Genomic DNA, 17,533 nt, shown 5'->3' on the forward strand with positions numbered 1-17,533 from the left:
ACCACCCGCGTCGAAGGCCTCCTGGAGGCGGGGCGGGGGCTGCGGCTCACCGTCGAGTCGGACCGCCTGGTCGCCTTCGGCGACGGCGTCGAGTCGGACGCCCTCGAACTGACCTGGGGCCAGACGGTCCGCCTCGCCGTGGCGCCCTCCCGCCTGCGGCTGGTCCACTGAAGCGGCGCCCCCGCCCCCGTTGTGGGCGGCCGTTCCGCGCCTCGTCGTCCGTTGTGGGCGGTCGTCCCGCTGGGGCAAGGGGGGTCCCCCCTTGCCCCAGCGGGACGACCGCCCACACGGAGGCTGGCCAGGGCACCGCCCAGCCGGGCGCGGGTCCACACGGGTGGGGCGTCGCGCGGCCGGAATCGATCGGCAGGGCCCGGCGCGACGTTATGCTCGGCGCGCTTTGCCCGGGTTCCGACCCCCGGGCGTCCGCCCGCCCCCGGCCGTCGAAGGACACCCCATGGCCTCCGCCCCCTCCGGTTCCCTGTCCGTCTCGTCCGCCACGCCGCAGGAGTGGGCGCTCGTGCGGTCCTGGGCCGCCGAGGAGGGGTGGAATCCCGGACTCTCCGACGTTCCGGCCTTCTTCGCCCAGGACCCCGCCGGCTTCTTCCTCGGCCGGATCGACGGGGAGCCCGTCTCCGCCGTCTCGGTCGTCGACTACGACGACTCCTACGCCTTCCTCGGCTTCTACCTCGTCCGCCCCGAACTCCGCGGCCTCGGGTACGGACTGGCCACCTGGCGGGCCGCGCTCGCCCACGCCGGCGACCGGGCCGTCGGGCTCGACGGGGTGCCGGACCAGCAGGACAACTACCGGCGCTCCGGCTTCGTCACCGCCTACCGCACCGCGCGGTACGTGGGCGAGGTCCCGGCTCCCGACCGCCCCGTGACCGGCCTCGTGGCCGCCGAGCAGATCGATCGGGCCGCCCTCGCCGCGTACGACGGCCTCTGCCACCACGCCGACAGGCCCCGGTTCCTGAACGCCTGGCTGACCACCCCCGGCCATCGGGCGCTGGCGCGCGTGACCGATGGCCGATTGACCGGATACGGGGTGGTTCGTCCCGCCGAGGACGAGGCCCGGGTGGGGCCGCTGTTCGCGGACACCCCGGCGGACGCGGCGGCCCTGCTCGACGGGCTCGCCGCCGAGGCGCGGAAGTTCGGCGCGCCCCGGATCGCGGTCGACATGCCGGAGACGAATCCGGCGGCGGCCCGGCTGGCCCAGGAGCGCGGCCTGGAGCCGACGTTCGAGACGGCCCGGATGTACACCGGCCCGGTCCGTCCCGTCGCACGGGAGCGCGTCTTCGGCGTCACCACCCTCGAACTCGGCTGACCCCGCCGCCCTCCGCGCCGGCAAGGGGAGGCGGGGAGGAACCGGCCCCGAGTCGGTGACTTCCCCGAGCCGACCACCTCACCCGACCGGCAGCCTGCCCGAGCCGACCACCTCACCCGACCGGCAGCCTCACCGAGCCCTCTCCGCGCCCCTCCAAGGCTCCGCACAGCCTCCCCGCACCCTCACCCAGGGCCCTCACGGCCTCCGCCGCAGGCCCCAGCCCCAGGCTCCGCCCCGCCCAGTTCCCACTCAGCTCCGGCCCAGTCCCCACTCGGCTCCCGCCCAGTCCCTGCCCAGTCCCCGCGCGCCCCTCACCCCCCTCCCCTCCCCGGACCCCCACCGCCCCCTGAGGGGTGACAAGGGTTTTCCCCGTATCGGGTTCACCCCCCCGTTCCCTACTGTCCTCCGCACCGGCAGATATCATCCCCCGAGCGCACCGTGACAGGTGCATGCGGAGGGTGCTGTCCGCCGGTGGCGGCCTTGACCCGGGTCGTCGCGCCGGTGGCGGCGCACGGGCCCCCCAAGCCCAGGGAACTGCGGACGCGACCCCACTTCGCCCCGTGTGTCCCCGCGCCGCCGCCACTGCTCCGCAGTTACGTCGTACTTGAAAGGGCCACACCTTGAACGGTTCCAGGCGGAGAGTCATATCCGTGGTCGCGAGCGCCGCGATCCTCGGTGCCGCTGCCATGACTTCCGGGGCGTTCGCCGCCACCCCGGTCGCTGCCAGCCCGAAGCCGGCTCCGGCTTCGCAGGCGATGGGGACGCTGCCCAGCGCCCCCGTCGAGAAGGTGATCGTCACCTACAAGAACCGGACCGCCGAGGCCGGTTCCAACGCCGCCGCGAAGAGCGACACGGCGGAGAAGGCCGCGAAGACGGGCGAGAAGCTCTCCTTCGAGCGCCGCCTCGCCGGCGGTGGCGCCCTCGTCGACCTGGGCGACGAGGCCACCAAGCAGGACGTCGCCGAGGTCATGGACGCGTTCCGCGCCGACCCGGCCGTCGCCTCGGTCGAGCCCGACATCCGCGCCTACGCGATGGCGGTCACCCCGAACGACACCGACTACGCCAAGCAGTGGGACCTCTTCGAGGCCACCGGCGGCATGAACGTTCCCGCGGCCTGGGACAAGACGACCGGCTCCGGCGTCACCGTCGCCGTCATCGACACCGGCTACGCGGCCCACTCGGACCTGGCGTCCAACGTCATCGCCGGTTACGACTTCATCTCGACCTCCGCCGACGCCCGCGACGGCAACGGCCGCGACGCGGACGCGAAGGACGAGGGCGACTGGAACGCCACCGACGGCGAGTGCGGCACCGGCTCCAAGGCCTCCACCTCCTCCTGGCACGGCACCCACGTGGCCGGCACCATCGGCGCCGTCACGAACAACACCAAGGGCATCGCGGGCATCGCGTACAACGCGAAGATCCAGCCCGTGCGCGTGCTCGGCAAGTGCGGCGGCTCGTCCTCCGACATCGCCGACGCGATCACCTGGGCCTCCGGCGGCTCCGTGCCGGGCGTCCCGGCCAACCCGAACCCGGCCAAGGTCATCAACCTGAGCCTGGGCGGCGCGAGCTCCACCTGCCCGAGCGTCTACCAGACCGCGATCAACGGCGCCGTCTCCCGCGGCACCACGGTCGTCGTCGCCGCGGGCAACAGCAACGCCAACGCCTCCGGCTTCACCCCGGCGAACTGCTCCGGCGTCATCACCGTGGCGTCGACCAACCGCGCCGGCGCCCGGTCGTACTACTCCAACTACGGCACCATCGTGGACGTGGCCGCGCCCGGCGGCGAGACCCGCAACGCCACCGACACGCCCGGCACCGTCACCACCCCCGAGAACGCGATCTACTCCACGCTGAACTCGGGCACCACGGTGCAGTCGACCGAGAACTACAAGCCCTACCAGGGCACCTCGATGGCCGCGCCGCACATCGCCGGCCTCGCCGCCCTGCTGAAGTCGGCCAAGAGCACGCTCACCCCGGCCGAGATCGAGTCCGCGATCAAGAACACCGCCCGCCCGCTGCCCGGCACCTGCACCGGCGGCTGCGGCACCGGCATCGCCGACGCGACGAAGGCCGTGGACTCGGTCCTCAACACCACCCCGCCGTCCGGCACCGTCTTCTCCAACGCGACGAACGTCACGATCTCCGACAACACCACCGTGTCGTCCTCGATCGCCGTCACCGGTCTCACGGGCAACGCTCCCGCCACCCTCAAGGTCGGCGTGGACATCAAGCACACCTGGCGCGGAGACCTGGTCATCGACCTGGTCGCCCCCGACGGCACGGTGCGCAACCTGAAGACCTCGTCCTCCTCGGACAGCGCCGACAACGTCCTGACCACCTACACGGTCGACGCGTCGAGCGAGCTCGCCAACGGCACCTGGAAGCTGCAGGTCCGCGATGTGGCCTCGGGTGACACCGGCTACATCGACTCGTGGAGCCTCACTTTCTGACGCACCGCCCGCAGCACCTCTGAACCACCCCCCACATCAGCATCATTGCTGGTCAGCAACGCGTCAGTGGTATACACCACTGGCGCGTTCTGGCGTGGTGGGAGCGCGTCCACCCCAGGCCCCCTGTCCGTATGCCGGACAAGGGGCCTGGACTGTGCCGGTGGGCTCCGTATCCTCTGCGCACGGGGTTCATGGGCCGGGCCCCGAGGGGCCGGAGGTGGTGGACAGTGACGACAGCTCCGCAGAGCCCTGCTCCGGTGGGCCGGGAGGAACTCCTCACCCGTCTCGAACGCGCGCTGCACACCCGGGGCCGCGCCCTGCTCACCGGCCCCGCCGGCGTCGGCAAGACCGAGGTCGCGCTCGCCGAGGCGGCCCGCGCGGAGGCGCGCGGCGAAACCGTGCTGTGGCTCGCGACCCTGCCGTCCGACCGCGAGATACCCGGGGCCGCGGCCGCGGCGCTGGTGGCCTCGGTGGCGGCGACCGTCACCTGGCCGGGGCTCGGCACCAGCCGCCCCGAACCTCCCGTCCCCGCCGCCGAGCCCTACGGATCCGGAGCGTCCGGAGCCGAGCAGGCCGCCGCGGGCGCGCTCGCCTCCGGGCCCCTCTCCCCCGGCTCGCTCGCCTCCGGGATCCTCACCTCCGGCGTGCTCAACTCCGGGATCTTCTCCTCCGGCGTCTTCGACCAGCTGCCGGGCCCCCAGCGCACCGCCGTCGCCATGCTCTGCCGCGAGGCGCCGATCGACGCCGGCGGCTGGGACCCGATCGCGCTGCGCCTCGGCATCGCCCGGATCCTGCGGGCCCTGACCTGCCGCGGCCCGGTGCTGCTCGTCGTCGACGGGGTGCAGCACGTCGACGCGGACAGCGCGGACCTGCTCCGGTTCGCCCTCCATCTGGCCCCGCCCACGCTGCGGGTGGTCGCGGTGGAGACCCCGGAGCCGTACGCCGAGACCCATGAGCCGCACCGCGAGAGCCACCGTCCCGAGGACCCGCACGCCGCGCACCTCTGGGTGCCGTCCGAGGCGGACGTGCTGCGCGTCCCGCCCCTGCAGGCCGACGAGATCGCCGAACTCCTCATCCACCACCGGCTGCCCTCCCGGATGGCCGGCCGCATCCACCGCGCGAGCGGCGGCAATCCACGGCTCGCGCTCGCCGTCGGCCGCTCCCTCGCCGACGCGCGGACCCCGGTGCACCACGCGGAGGCGCTGACGCTCTCCGGGCGCGCCCGCGACCTCGCCCGCCAGCTCCTGGGCGCCGCGCCCCCCGCCGTGCGCGAGACGCTGCTGCTCGCCGCGCTCGCGCTGCGTCCCTCCGCCACGCTGGTGCGGCGGGCCGGGCGGCCCACCGCGGAGGCGGACCTCGCCGCCGCCGAGCGGGCCGACCTGGTGTCGCTCTCCGAGGACGGCTCGGTGACGTTCACCGCCGGACTGCTGCCCTCCACCCTGGTGCACGACGCCGGTTGGGCCGAGCGGAGCGCCGGGCACGCGGCCCTCGCCGAGGTCGTGGACGACCCCGTCGAGGCGGTACGGCACCGGGCGCTGGCCACCGAGCGGCCGGACGAGGAGCTCGCCGCCGAGGTCGCGGCCGCCGCCGAACTGGCCCGGCGGCGCGGCAACAGCGCGCTCGCCGCCGAACTGGCCATGCTCGCCGCCGAGTCGACGCCCGGCCGGCACGGGACCCGGCGGATCACGCGGCTGGTCGACGCCGCCGAGGAGGCCGCCCGCGCCGCCCGCGCCGACCTCGCGATGCGGGCCGCCACCGATCTGCTCGCCCGGGACGCGGGGCCGTCCGACCGGGTCAGGGCGCGGCTCGCCGTGCTCGACACGGCGGGCCAGGGGCTCACCGGGCTCGACGAGATGTACGTCCACGCCATGGAGGACTCCGAGGGGGACACCGCCCTGCGGGCCGCGGTGCAGCTGCGGCTCGCCGTCAAGTACGTGCTCGCGGACGGCGATCCGGAGCGCTCGCGGACGGCGGCGGTCGAATCGGCCGCGCTGGCCTCCTCGATGGGCGATCCCCGCCTGGCGGCGCAGGCCCTGACCGTGCAGGCGCGGATGGAGCGGGCCCTCGGCACCCCGGACGCCGAGGCCGTGCTCGCCCAGGCCCGCGCCCTGGAGCTGTCCGAGCGTCCGCTCGGCATCCGGAACGCCGCCCAGATCCTGACGATCCGTCACGCCCTCTTCGACGACCGGCTGAACGACGCCCGGGACGAGCTGAACGCGCTCCTGCCCCTGGTCCAGCGGCGCGGCTCGGTGGAGGACACGATCGAGCTGTTCTCCACGCTGGCCGCGATCGAGTCCCGCCGGGGTGCCTGCGCGGCCGCGCTCTCGCACGCGGGGCAGGCGCTCGCCCTCACCCTGGAGGCCGGCCTCTCCCCCGGCCCCGCCTGGTACACCCTGGCGCTCGCGGAGACGGCCGGCGGCAGCTTCGCGCGGGCCGCGAGCTACGCGCGCCGGAGCGTGCAGGCCTCGGAGGAGGAGGGCGACCGCGTCTTCCTCTCCCGCAGCCGGTACGCGCTCGGCCGCGTCCAGCTGATCACCGGTGACGTCGCCACCGCCCTGGAGACGCTGCGGCGGGTCCAGGCCGACGAGCGCGCCCAGTCGACGGTGGACCCCTCGATGCTGCGCTGGCACGAGGAGCTGGCCGAGGCGCTGCTCGCCCAGGACGAGGCCGACGAGGCCCTGGCGCTCCTGGCGGAGGTGCGGCCGGTGGCGGAGCGCCTGGGCCGGTCCACGGTCCTGCTGGGCTGCGACCGGGCGTACGCGCTGTGCCTGGCGGCGGAGGGACGTACGGACGAGGCGGCCGAGCTGCTCACCCGTACGGCCGAGAGCTTCGGCCGGGCCGGGCTGCCGCTGGAGCGGGGGCGCGTGCTGATCGCCCTGGCCCGGGTCGAGCGCCGTCGCCGGCGTCGGTCGGCGGCGCAGACGGCCCTGCACGAGGCGGCCTCGGTCTTCGAGCGGGCGGGGGCGGCTCCGTGGCTGGCCCTGGCGAGCGAGACGCCGGCGGGCGAGGGCACCGGTCCCGGGGCCGGCGGCGAGGAGTCGGTCTCCGCGCTCTCGTCGCTGACGGAGGCGGAGCTGCGGCTGGCCCGCCTCGTGGGCCAGGGGGCGAGCAACCAGGAGGCGGCGGCGAAGCTGTACCTGAGCGTGAAGACGGTGGAGGCGCGGCTGACCCGCATCTACCAGAAGCTCGACGTCCGCTCCCGCGCCCAGCTGGCGACGGCCCTGCGCCCGTGACGGACGGCGGTACGCCGCCCCCCGCGCCCCGGTGGCCCCGCATCCCGCACGACCGCTCCGCCGGCACGAGCCCGCCCCGCCCCGCCCCACCCGAAGGCCCTGCCCACGACAGGCCCGCGCCGAAGCCCCGAAGCCCGAGGCGCGACGGATCGGCCCCCGCCCGCCGGCACGCCCTAGGCGAGGCGCGACGGACCGACACCCGTCCGACGGGCGGTCCGGTCGACCGGACCGCCCGTCGGGGCGCCGTCACGCGGTTCGGGCCGTCGCGGCGCCGAACCACTCGGCCAGGCGGCCCCGGAGCTCCTCCTGGTCCTCGCCGACCCACACCACGTGGCCGTCCGGCCGCATCAGCACGGCGGGGGCGTCCAGTTCCTCGCTGACGTCGACGACGTGGTCGACGCGGTCCGCCCAGCCCTCCGCCGAGAGCCGGCCGGTCTGGTCGAGCAGCAGTCCGCGGCCGCCGTGCGTCAGCTCGTACAGCCTTCCCCGCTTCAGCGTCACGTCCCTCAGCCGCCGGCCGAGGAGTTCATGGCCCTCGCCGAGGTCGTAGCGGACGTCGACGGCGGTGATCATGCCGGTCACGTACCGGTTGACCTCCTCGAGGTCCATCAGCTCCGAGAACAGCTCCCGCAGCGCGGTCGCCCCGGGGTCGGTGCCGAGCAGCGTCATCTGCGCGCGGGTGTTCTTCACGACGCGGGCGGCGACCGGGTGCCGTTCGGCCTCGTACGTGTCGAGCAGTCCCTCCGGCGCCCAGCCGGCGACCGCGGCGGCCAGCTTCCAGCCGAGGTTGAAGGCGTCCTGGACCCCGAGGTTGAGGCCCTGGCCGCCGGTCGGCGGGTGGATGTGCGCCGCGTCGCCGGCCAGGAACACCCGGCCGACCCGGTAGCGCTCGGCCTGCCGGGTGGCGTCGCCGAAGCGGGACAGCCAGCGGGGCGAGTGCACGCCGAAGTCGGTGCCGGCGACGGCCCGCAGTCGCCTCTTGAACTCGTCCAGCGTCGGCGCGCCCGCGCTGTCCTCGGCCACCCCGTCGGCGGGCACGCCGACGCGGCACACGCCGTCCGCGAGCGGGGTGACGCCGAACCGGAGCTGCGCCTTGCGGACCTCCGCGACGACGGAGGCGATCGTCTCCGGGTCGGCGGTCACCTCCATGTCGCCGAGGAGCGTCCAGACGGTGGCGGGCTCGCCGGGGAAACCGACGCCGAGCAGCTTGCGCACCGTGCTGCGGCCGCCGTCGCACGCGGCGACGTAGCGGGAGCGCAGTGCGGTGCCGTCCGCGAGCTCGACGGTCACCCCGTCCTCGTCCTGGCCGATCCCGACCACTTCGGCACCGCGCCGGATCTCCGTGCCGAGTTCGAGCGCGCGCTCGTTCAACAGCCGCTCGGTGACGGGCTGCGGCGTGGCGAGGCCGTACGGGTGGGCCGTGTCCAGCCGCTCCGGCCACGGCTTCATCACGCCGCCGAAGAGGCCGCCGACCTGGAACCTCTCGCTGACCGCGGCGAACCGCTCCAGGAGGCCCCGCTGGTCCATCATCTCGACGCTGCGCGCGTGCAGGCCCTGGCCGCGGGACTCCCGGGTCGGCTCGGCCAGCTTCTCCAGGACGACCACGCGGACGTCGTGCAGCCGCAGTTCGCTCGCCAGCATCAGACCGGTCGGTCCGCCGCCGACCACGATCACGTCAATCATCAGTACGCCCCGTTTTCCGTGGTTCCTCGCTTCGAACGGGGATTCTGCGGCACGACGGGGGCCTTGCCGCAAGGCCCCCGGTGCGCTATATCTTGAGAGTGGCAAGGAGAGGGTGTCCCTCCTTGCCTTTGTCGTTTCTCCGGTCTTTCGCCTCCGGATCGCCCGGACCGGATCACTCGGATCGGATCGCCCGGACCGGATCGCTCAGATGGTGAACGGGCGCTGGCTCAGGAAGTCCGGGGCCGGGGTGCCGGTCAGATGGAGGTTCGGGCTCTGGGTCGGGGGCAGCCGGCGCTGGATGCGCCGGTGGAAGGTGCGGTAGTCGCCCCGGAAGGCGCCCTCGTCCCACACCTGGAGCAGCGCCCCGGTGAAGGCTCCGTTGACGTCGCCGTCGGCGGCGACCTGGTTGTCCTGGCAGGCGGAGACGAGGAGCGCGTCGTGGCCCGTCCCGTCGGCGGGGGCGTCCTTCGCCAGGGTCCGCTGGAGGTCCTCGAGGTAGGACCGGTCGCGCTCGTAGAGCTGCCGCTGCCGCGGCTCCGGCATGTAGCGGCCCGTGCTCTCGTCCGGCCCGCCGCCGGGGAGTTCGATGCCGCTGCCGCTGTGGCAGCAGTCGAAGAGGGCGACGATCCGCACGTCGTCGGCGAAGGCGCGGAAGGCCTGCTGGACCTCGTCGTCGAGGAACTGGCGGTCGTAGAGCACGAGGGTCTCGTCGAGGGCGTCGGGTTCGTCGTCGGAGCCCGTGACGTCGGGGACCTGGCCGCCGTGGCCCGAGTAGGTGAAGAGCAGGATGTCGCCGGGGACCAGCCGGGCGGCGGCCTCGCGGAGCACGGAGGTGACGTTGGCGACCGTGCCGTCCGGGGTGAGCAGCGTGGTGGTCTCGAAGCCGGCGGTCCTGGCCAGCCGTGCCATGTCGTGGGCGTCGTTCTCGCAGGCGATCAGGGTGCCGGCCCAGCCCTCGTACCGGGCGGGGTCGACCCGGTTCAGTCCGACGTGCAGGGAGAGTCCGGTGGCCATGGGGTGCCTCCTCGTGCGGAGCGGAAGGATGCCGGGGCGGAAGAGCCGGGGCGGGGAACGGTGGGAATGCCGGGGAAAATGGGGGGCGGGAAACGCCGGGGCTGAGGAAACGCCGGGGGAAAGGGCTGCCGTGACAGGGGGGCGCCAGGGGCGGGGATGCCGGGGTCCGGCGCCGCCGGGGCGGCTGATCGAGTGGCCTGTGGTCCTGCGCCGAGCACGACCCCCTCCACGCGGTACTTACATCGTATGAATCCTTCCGATCCTCCGCTCCCTCCCGCGTCGCCCGTCGTCGCCGGACCCGACGCCCGCCGCGCCGCCCTCGCCGGCCGCTCCGGCTACGACGAGGCCTTCCTCGGCCCCGTGGTCCCGCTGGCGCTCCCGGTCCGGGACACGATCGAGACGGTGATCCTGCCGTACACCCACTTCACCGTGGTCTTCCGGCCCGACCGGCGGCTCGCGGCCTCGACCGCGGTCTGCATCGAGGGCGGGGCCCTCGTGGAGGACATGCCCCGGGAGGACGTCTGGGAGTTCGATCCCCGGCTGCCGGAGGAGCAGCAGGCGGGCGACGAGATCTACCGGAACAACAGCCTCGACCGGGGGCACCTGGTCCGCCGGCTCGATCCGGTCTGGGGCGCGCCCGCCGTGGCGGCCCTGGCCAATACGGACACCTTCCACTTCACCAACGCCGCTCCCCAGTCGGACGTCTTCAACCAGGGCAAGCAGCTCTGGCAGGGCCTGGAGAACCACCTGCTCGACCACGCCGCCGAGTACGACCGGAAGCTGTCGGTCCTCACCGGCCCGGTGCTCCAGGACTCCGACCCGCCGTACCGCGGGGTGCAGGTGCCGATGCGGTTCTGGAAGGTGGCCGCCTTCATCCAGGACGGGGCGCTCGCCGCAGCCGCGTACGTCCTCGACCAGAGCCCCGACCTGTCCCGGGACGCCGAGCGGGCGCTGGCCGGGGCCACGGCCGGCGCGCCGCCGCCGCTGGGCCCGTTCCGCACGTACCAGGTGCCCGTCTCGGACGTCGCCGAGATCACCGAGCTGGAGTTCGGTCCGCTGCCGGACGTGGACGTGATGCCGGTCTTCCGCACCCCGGAGGAGCGCTGGCGGCGCCTGGAGTCGTACGCGGACATGGTGCTGCACCCCTGACGCCGGCGGGGCCGTGAGCAGCGATTGCGACCGTCCCCTGCCAGTGAAACGATGAGAGAGATCAGCCAGTTCGTCTGGCCTCGACCGTTCACGTCCGGTCACGACCGACATGACCGGTCACGACTGATCTGTCAGGTCCGGCGCCGGAGCGACCGGCGCTGCGCGAAGAGCGCCGGGCAGGTGCGGTATGCCGCTCACCGAGACGGAGTGGGGGCTCGTCGCCAGCTGGGTGCGGGACCACCTCCTCGACACCCCCGAGCCACGGGTCCGGCTGCTGCGCGCCGGCCTTCCGGCCGACTTCGTCGAGGACCTGCCGCTCACCCCGGACGCCGGCCGGAACGCCCTGCTCGTGGTCGCCGCGGCCCGCCGGGACATCGCCCACCAGCGCCGGCTGCTCTCCGTGCTCGCCGGTCTCGACGCGCTGGCCGCGATCGACGATCCGCACGGCTTCGAGCAGGGCGCCGAGGCCCGGAACCTGCTGACGCGGCTGCGGGAGGACGAGCGGCTGCGACGTTCCCCCCGGGACCCGTTCCACAGCACGCTCCTGAAGCACGGCACGGAGGTGTTCCTGGACCGGAGCGAGCTGCGCGAGAAGCTCCGGGGCTTCCTGGCCGACCCGGAGCAGACGGTGTTCGTCGTCGACGGCCCCCCGGACAGCGGCCGTTCCTACACGTACGAGCTGATCCGCCACCTCGGCCAGCACTGCGGCTTCCGGCCGGTCCGGGTCACGCTCTCCCGCACGTCCACGGCGGCGCGGCTGATGGAGCGGATCTCGGCCTTCGTGGCGGGCCCGGAGGGCGACCGGGTCCCGCCGGACCCCACACGGCTGAACGACCCACTGCCCTGTCTCGAGGACGCAGCGCACCGGATCGTCGCCCGGGCGACCGCCGCCGAGGACCGCTTCTGGCTGGTCCTCGACGACTGTGACCGGCTAGACCCGCACTCGGACGTGTGGGACTGCATCGGCGTCCTCGCGCGGGCGATCTACGAGCACACCCCGGTCCGCGCCGAGACCGTGCCCCGCCTCGTCCTGCTCGGCTACGCGACGACCATGCGGCAACTCCCGTACGAGATCCGCAAGAACGAGTGCCGGGACACGACCCGCCTCGCCGACGAGGGCGATCTGCGGTCGTTCTTCCGGGAGTTCTTCACCGACACCGCCCCCGCCGCACAGGAGGAGACCGTCCACGAGCTCACGGAGACGGCCGTGGCCGAAGTGCTGCGGGCCGTCGAGTCGCCGTCCTCGGAGGACAGCTACATGCGGCGGCTGTGCGCGGCCGTGGAGGACGTCGTACGGCTCCACCGGACGCTCCCGCCGACGTCACCGCCGCCGGGCGAGGCCGGTCACGTGCTGCGGGACGCGCTGCGCACCGGCCTCGCCGCCCCCGCCGCCGCCCTGCCCGATCTGCGCAGGTCCTACCGCGAGGCGGCCTGTCTGCTCCAGGAGTTCGACCCCGCGCGGCTCAGGCTCGCCGACGAGGAGCAGGCCACCGGGCGGGCCGTCCTGGAGCTCGTCGACGACTGCACGGCCCTGCCGGCGCCCGGGGCCACCGTGTGGACGCTCAAGCCCGAGATCCGCGACGCGGCGCTGACCGGCCTCGCGGGCCCCGGCGCCGCCCTGCGCGCCCTGCGGACCAACATCGGCCTCCGGCCCGAGGGCCCGGGACCGGAGCGCACGGCCCTCGCCCTGCTGACGGGCGCGGGTCTGCCGCCGACGGGGACGGAGCCGGCCGGGACGGAGCCGGCGGACCCGGACGCCGACTCCCACGACGAGGTCGAGGCGCTCTCCGACGCGCTGCAGGCCACGCTCTGGCTGAGGCGGGTCCCGGGCGTGACCGGACTGCCCGGGGTCGACGAGGTGCAGCAGCGCCTGGAGCGGGCCCGGCTCCTCCAGCCGATGCGCCGCCTCGTCCGGGGGACCTTCCACGGTCGCACCGCCGAACTCGACGCCCTGCACGCCTACCTCGCGCTGCCCGAGGAGCCGGCGGAACCGCCCGTCCTCCTGCACGGCGTCGGGGGCATCGGCAAGAGCACCCTGCTCGCCAAGTTCCTCGTCGACGCGCTCGACGCGGCCGGCCCGGCCGGATTCCCCTTCGCCCACATCGACTTCGCGCGCCCGACGCTGTCCATCCACGAACCCGCCACCGTGCTCGCGGAGATGGCACGGCAGCTGGGCGTCCACCATCCGGCCCACCGCGCGGCCTTCGAGGAGCTCGCGGACGAGTGCGAGCGGACGGCGGCACTCCAGCGCGGCGAGCGCAACGAACTCGACGAGCTCTCCCGGCTGGCCGGCACCCGGGCGACGCTCGGCCGCGACTACTCGTCCGACTTCCACGCCCGGGCCAGCGCCCGCGAGCAGGAGCTCGCCCACCGGGTCGCGTCCCTGGTCGCGGAGGCCGTCCGCCCGGCGCCGGGCGAGCAGCGTCCGCCGCTGCTCGTGGTCGTCGACTCCTTCGAGGAGGCCCAGTACCGGGGCTCGCCCGTCATCGCCCGCATGTGGGCCGTCTGGACGGCCCTGCGGGCGGCCTACTCACGGCTTCGGTTCATCGTCTCCGGGCGCGCGCCGATCGACCATCCGGCCAGGGTCCTGACCCCGCGCACGATGGAGCTGACCGAGCTGGACCACGAGGCCTCCGTGGACCTGCTGATGTCCTCCGGGGTGGCCGACGAGCCGCTCGCCGAGGACCTCGCCGACCGGATCGGCGGCCATCCGCTGAGCCTCAAACTGGCCGCGCGGACGGCGGCCGTCCTGGGCGCCGGCTCCTCCTCGCTCGGCGAACTGCTGCGCGGACTGCCCTCCCGGCGCCGCTACTTCGACCGACAGGTCGACCAGATGCTGATCCAGGGCACACTGTACGACCGATTGCTCAAGCACATCGCGGAGGACGACGTCCGGGCCCTCGTGCAGGCGGGTCTGGCCCTCCGCTTCATCACCCCCGACCTGATCCGGGAGGTCCTGGCCGGGCCGGCGGGACTGCGCGTCGACACCCCCGGCGAGGCCCGGCGGCTCTACGGGCTGCTCACCTCCAGGGTCGACCTGATGGAGTCGGCGGGACCGGAGGCCATCCGGCACCGGACCGATCTGCGGGCGATCATGCTGCGCCTCTCGGACAGCGCGCGGACCGACCTGATGCGGGCGGTGGACCGGAGGGCCGTCGCGTACTACGCGGCCCGCGAGGGGCCCCGGGAGCGCGCGGAGGAGATCTACCACCGGCTCCGGCTCGGCGAGAACCCACGGACGGTGGAGGCCCGTTGGGAGCCGGGCGTCGCGCCCTACCTGGGCGGGGCGACGTACCGGGAGATGGCGCACCGCTCGGCGGCGTTCCTCCTCGGCCGGATCGGCGGCCACGTGCCCGACCAGATCATGACCGAGGCCGACCAGGAGGACTGGGAGCGGATCGCGGCGCGCGAGGTCGAGGACCTGCTCACCCAGGGATACGTGGAGGCCGCGGGCCAGCGGCTCTCGGAGCGGCGGCCGTGGACGCCGTGCAGCAGGCTGCACGCGCTGCTCGCCGAGACGCTCGCCCGCTCCGGACGGACGGCGGAGGCGCGCGAGGGCGCCGAGCGGGCCGTGGACCGGGCGGAGGAGGCCGGGTGCGCGGAGACCCAGCTCGAACTGCTCCAGCTGTCGGCCCGGCTCGCCCAGGACACGGGCGACTTCGCGGGGGCGGACCGCGACCTCCAGGAGGCGGAGGAGATCGCAGCGGGCCTCGGGCTGCGCTACGAGTCGCTGGGGGTCCTGGTCGCCCGGTCGCGTCTCGCCGCGCTCGCGGACGTCGACACCGCCCCGGCGGAGGAGCGCCTGGCCCGGACGCTGCGCGGGATGCCGGACGAGGACCTGGCCCAGCAGCCCTCCCTGGCCCGTACGGCGGCGGCCGCGGCCTACCGGGCGGACCCCCGGCTCCTGGAGCACACGCTGCGGCTCGTGGGGCTCCCGGCGGACGAGGAGGCGGTGGTGACGGAGCTGGCCCACTGGATCGACGCCACCCTCACCGACGAGCCCGGCCTGCGCGGGCCGCTGACCCGCATCCTGGAGTCCGCCGCCGGGTCCGCGCCCTCCCCCGGCGCGGCCCCCGGGTCCGTGCCCTCCCCCGGCGCGGACCGCCCGGACCTGGAGCGGATCGAGCGGGACCTGCGGGAGGCGCGGCGGCGCGGCACCCTGGACAGCGTCGCCCGGCAGGCGCTGGCCCTCCGGGACGGCAGCGGGGACCTGCTGACCGGGGTGGCCGCCGCGATGGACACGGGCCCGGCGCCGCCGGGAGCCGTCCCTCACGGGGAACCTCCGCCCGGAGCCGACGCGACCGGACGCGACGCGGACCCGGGAACCGGTCCGCGCTCCCCGCGGGGAGGCACCGGCCGGTGGGGCCGTCCCCGGCAGGGAGGCACCGGTCTGTGGACCCGCCCGCCGCCGAACGCCGCCGGGGCCGCACTCCGGAAGGTGCCGTTCCTGCCGCAGGAGGAGCTGGTCCGGGTCCGCAACGCCGCCATGGAGGCGGGGCTCGCCGACCGGGCCCTGCGCCCCGCGCTGCTGAAGGGCGTCCCCGGCTACTTCACGGCCACGCTCGAACCGCTGGCGGACCCCCGGGAGCAGACGCACGCCGACCTCGACGCGATGAACCAGGTCGAGCGGCTCCTGGACGGTCTGGTGCCCCTGGAGATCTGGCTGCACAACGCGGTCGAGCAGACCCGTGAGCCGGGCCCGCGCGCCGTCCTCCAGGGCGCCCTGGACGCCGTGGCCCGTGCGATCACCGGCGAGGCGGAGCTCCCGGCGGAGATGATGCCCGGGGAGATGAAGGAGGAGATCGTCCTCCAGGACGACACCGTGCCGTACGGGTTCCTGCAGGGCGGCATCCGGGCCGGTGCCTCCGTCGCGCTGCTGCGGATCCCGCCGTACGAGTCGGGCGCGCCGCTCCTCCCCTCGTACCCGCACGGCGGCACCGGCTGGATGATCGCCCCCGGACTGCTGATCACCAACCACCACGTGGTGATGGCCCGTTCGTGGGAGTCGGGCGTCCGGCCGTACGTGAGCGACGAGGACCTGCGGCTCCAGGCGCTCATGTCGCGCTCCCGCTTCGACTTCGTCGAGGACGCGGCGGGCGCGCCGGAGGCGACGGCGGGCGAACTCGCGGCCTGGGACGCGGCGCTCGACTACGCGATCGTGCGGCTCTCCGTCGGCCAGGAGGAGCGGCCGACGCTGCGGATCGCCACCCGGCCGCTGCTCGTCGGGGAGCGGCAGCGCGTCCCGGTCAACATCATCCAGCACCCGGGCGGGCTCCCGAAGCGGGTCGCGCTCCGCAACAACCTGGTCTACCGGGCGGACGAGCACGACATCCTGTACTTCACCGACACCCGGGGCGGTTCCTCCGGCTCCCCGGTCTGCCTCGACGACTGGACGGTCGTGGGGCTGCACCGGGGGACGCGGAAGGTGGACGAGGTCGAGTTCCAGGGCGCCCGGACGCGGTTCGTGAACGTGGGCACCCAGATGAGCGGCATCCTGGCCCATCTGCGGGAGTTCCGGCCCGAGTTGTACGAGGAGATCATGGCGGCCCAGTCGGGGCGGCCGGTCCGGGGGAAAGCGAACGCGGAACCGAGGTGAGCGACCATGCCGAACGGACCACGGAGCGTGTCGCCGGTGGCGACCGGTACCGAGCGGATCTTCGGTGATCTGCGGGAGGTGGCCGCGCGGGTGCGCGCGGAACTGGAGGCGGAGATCGTCGAGTCCGCGCTCGAACTGCCCGCCGGCGCGGCGCCGGCGGCCGAGATCTCCCGCTTCGCCCGCGACGAGCGGGCCCGCGTCCTGGAGGCGGGGGTCAGCGGTCTGGAGAAGCTGGCCGGGCACCGCGAGGACGAGCTCGACGAGGGCGAGGTCTTCGGCGTGGAGGCGATCGTCCTCCTGGAGGGCCGGCCCGCGATCCTGGTCCAGCGCCAGGACTTCGCCCCGCAGCACGACGAGTGGGCGGTCCTGGAGCCGCAGCGGCCCGCGATCCGGGAGTCGCTCGCGCGGGTCGGCCGGGTCGAGGTGACCGGGCACCCCAGTCTGGACTGGATCGGCACGGCGTTCCTGGTCGGTCCGCGCACGGTGATGACGAACCGCCACGTGGCGGCGGAGTTCAGCCGTCTGGAGGGCGAACGCTGGATGCTGGAGTTCGGCATGTCGGCGCGGGTCGACCCGGCGGAGGAGCTGCCCCTCGAGGGCGAGCCGCCCGGGCCCTCGGTGCCGTACGAGATCACCGACGTCATCGGCATCCACCCCGACGTCGACATGGCCCTGCTCCGCGTCGAGCCCTCGGCCGAGGACGGCCTGCCGACGCCGCTCGCGGTCGCGGCGGACGCGCCCGCGAGCCTGCCGGGCCGCCCGGTGTACGTGATCGGCTACCCGGCCTGGGACGGCCGGCGCAACGAGCCCGAGTCGATGCGCCGGATCTTCATGGACGTCTACAACGTGAAGCGGCTCCAGCCGGGGGCGGCCACCGAGTTCACCCCGGGCGGCCTGGTGATGAAGCACGACTGCTCGACGCTCGGCGGCAACAGCGGCTCCCCGGTCTTCGACCTCGTCGACCACCGGGTCCTGGGGCTGCACTTCGGCGGCCGCTACCGCACGGGCAACTTCGCCGTCCCGCTCTGGGAACTGGTGGACGACCCGCTGCTGGAGAAGGCGGAGGTCAACTGGGTCTGAACGG

The 17,533-nt window shown here is 74.5% G+C and carries 8 protein-coding genes; 6 read left to right on the top strand and 2 right to left on the bottom strand.

Features of this window, described 5'->3' with window-relative positions:
- Positions 1–454 precede the first annotated feature (454 nt).
- The 3 genes from K7G60_RS22935 (at position 455) to K7G60_RS22945 (ending at position 7,007) form a co-directional block, all read left to right on the top strand.
- A complete protein-coding gene (locus K7G60_RS22935) occupies positions 455–1,321 on the top strand; it encodes a GNAT family N-acetyltransferase (RefSeq protein ID WP_225802807.1) in 867 nt (288 codons plus the stop codon).
- Positions 1,322–2,007: 686 nt separating this feature from the next.
- The gene (locus K7G60_RS22940; protein WP_374115665.1) at positions 2,008–3,774 is read left to right on the top strand and encodes a S8 family serine peptidase; all 1,767 of its coding nucleotides are present in this window, start codon (positions 2,008–2,010) and stop codon (positions 3,772–3,774) included.
- Between the two features lie 227 nt (positions 3,775–4,001).
- Complete coding sequence (locus K7G60_RS22945) at positions 4,002–7,007, top strand: LuxR family transcriptional regulator (protein ID WP_225802808.1); 3,006 nt, start codon at positions 4,002–4,004, stop codon at positions 7,005–7,007.
- Between the two features lie 246 nt (positions 7,008–7,253).
- On the opposite strand, the gene rox is transcribed toward K7G60_RS22945, so the two are convergent.
- Positions 7,254–8,690, bottom strand: a complete 1,437-nt coding sequence (gene rox, locus K7G60_RS22950) for a rifampin monooxygenase (protein WP_225802809.1) — start codon at positions 8,688–8,690, stop codon at positions 7,254–7,256.
- Positions 8,691–8,894: 204 nt separating this feature from the next.
- A complete protein-coding gene (locus K7G60_RS22955; protein WP_225802810.1) occupies positions 8,895–9,704 on the bottom strand; it encodes a caspase family protein in 810 nt (269 codons plus the stop codon).
- Positions 9,705–9,950: 246 nt separating this feature from the next.
- Here K7G60_RS22955 and K7G60_RS22960 point away from each other — a divergent pair, with 246 nt between their 5' ends.
- From K7G60_RS22960 to K7G60_RS22970, 3 genes are all read left to right on the top strand, one after another.
- On the top strand, positions 9,951–10,853 hold the full coding sequence (locus K7G60_RS22960) for a DNA/RNA non-specific endonuclease (protein ID WP_225802811.1): 903 nt from the start codon (positions 9,951–9,953) through the stop codon (positions 10,851–10,853).
- Between the two features lie 187 nt (positions 10,854–11,040).
- A complete protein-coding gene (locus K7G60_RS22965; protein WP_225802812.1) occupies positions 11,041–16,449 on the top strand; it encodes a trypsin-like peptidase domain-containing protein in 5,409 nt (1,802 codons plus the stop codon).
- A gap of 6 nt (positions 16,450–16,455) precedes the next feature.
- On the top strand, positions 16,456–17,529 hold the full coding sequence (locus K7G60_RS22970) for a serine protease (protein WP_225802813.1): 1,074 nt from the start codon (positions 16,456–16,458) through the stop codon (positions 17,527–17,529).
- Positions 17,530–17,533 lie beyond the last annotated feature (4 nt).

This window comes from Streptomyces sp. NK15101 (assembly GCF_020400725.1).
GTDB lineage: Bacteria > Actinomycetota > Actinomycetes > Streptomycetales > Streptomycetaceae > Streptomyces.

Bases quoted from the DNA above. Each gene is read 5' to 3' on its own strand.
- rox (WP_225802809.1), bottom strand. From the start codon at position 8,690: ATGATTGACGTGATCGTGGTCGGCGGCGGACCGACCGGTCTGATGCTG.
- K7G60_RS22935 (WP_225802807.1), top strand. From the start codon at position 455: ATGGCCTCCGCCCCCTCCGGTTCCCTGTCCGTCTCGTCCGCCACGCCG.
- K7G60_RS22955 (WP_225802810.1), bottom strand. From the start codon at position 9,704: ATGGCCACCGGACTCTCCCTGCACGTCGGACTGAACCGGGTCGACCCC.
- K7G60_RS22965 (WP_225802812.1), top strand. From the start codon at position 11,041: ATGCCGCTCACCGAGACGGAGTGGGGGCTCGTCGCCAGCTGGGTGCGG.
- K7G60_RS22970 (WP_225802813.1), top strand. From the start codon at position 16,456: ATGCCGAACGGACCACGGAGCGTGTCGCCGGTGGCGACCGGTACCGAG.
- K7G60_RS22940 (WP_374115665.1), top strand. From the start codon at position 2,008: ATGACTTCCGGGGCGTTCGCCGCCACCCCGGTCGCTGCCAGCCCGAAG.
- K7G60_RS22960 (WP_225802811.1), top strand. From the start codon at position 9,951: ATGAATCCTTCCGATCCTCCGCTCCCTCCCGCGTCGCCCGTCGTCGCC.